1 protein-coding gene is annotated in these 1211 nt (G+C 66.7%); it reads right to left on the bottom strand.

Annotation, left to right across the window (positions count from 1 at the left end; all coding sequences use genetic code 11):
- Positions 1–1211: condensation domain-containing protein (locus ABZY31_RS31280; protein ID WP_356417085.1), on the bottom strand; the 1211-nt coding region annotated here is incomplete at both ends.

Here is a 1211-nt window from a genome sequence, read left to right as displayed (position 1 = left end):
CCACTGTCCGCCACCATGAACGCCAGCCGCTCCACCGGCAACTCAGGATCCAGCGGCACATACGCACCACCGGCCTTCCACACCGCCAGGATGGAAGCAACCATGTCCACCCCACGCGGCAGACACAAACCCACCACCGACTCCGCACCCACCCCCTGAGCAATCAGGGCATGCGCGAGACGATTCGCCCGCACGTTCAGCTCCCCGTAGGAAACCTCCACACCATCGAAGACCACCGCCACCGAATCCGGCGAAGCCGCCACATGCGCCGCGAACAACTCCGGCACCGTCACCGCAGCAACCTCAACCACCGTGTCGTTCCACTCCGTCAGGAGCCGGAACCGTTCGTCCGCATCGAGGACGTCGACGTCACTGACCCGGGTCCGCGAATCCGCGGCCACCGTCTCCAGTACCCGCGCCAACCGCTGAGCGATCGAGTCGGCGGACACCGGTTCAAACAGGTCGGCCGACGCGATCAGCGAACCACGCAGCCCAGCCGGCGCGCCACCCTCGTCGAAGACCTCAGCCAGCGACACATCCAGATCGAACTTGGCCACCACATCCAGCTGCGTCCTCTCCGCCTCCACAGGCCGGCGCGAGGAATCGGCAATGGGAAGGTCGAGGACGGCCTCGCTGTTGTTCTGAAGGGTCAGCATCACCTGGAAGAGGGGGTGACGCGCCATGGAACGGGCCGGGGACAGCTCTTCGACCAGCTTCTCGAACGGCACGTCTTGATGCGCGAAAGCGGACAGCCCCGTCTCACGCACCCGGCCCAGCAGCTCACGGAACGTCGGGTCCCCCGACACATCCGTGCGCATGACCAGGGTGTTGACGAAGAAACCGACCAGGTCGTCCAGCGCCTCATCCGTACGCCCGGCGTTCGCCGAACCGATCGGAATGTCCGTCCCCGCCCCCAGACGGGAGAGGAGCACCGCAAACGCGGCCTGGAGCACCATGAACAAGGTCACCCCCTCGGCACGGGCGACCTCCTGCAGCCGCGCGTGAACGGATGCCGGGAAGTGCAACGGCACACCATAGCCGCGGTGAGACGACGCCGCAGGACGCGCGTGATCGAAGGGGAGCTCCAGCTCCTCCGGGAGACCGGCCAGCGTCTCACGCCAGTAGGCGACCTGGCGGGCGGCCAGACTGTCGGGATCCTCGCTGTCACCGAGTACTTCGCGCTGCCACAGCGCGTAGTCGGCGTACTGGAC

This window comes from Streptomyces sp. NPDC006529, from assembly GCF_040611795.1.
Taxonomy (GTDB): Bacteria; Actinomycetota; Actinomycetes; order Streptomycetales; family Streptomycetaceae; genus Streptomyces.
Note: the sequence above shows the minus strand (reverse complement) of the source record. Positions and strands in the feature narration are given on the sequence as shown.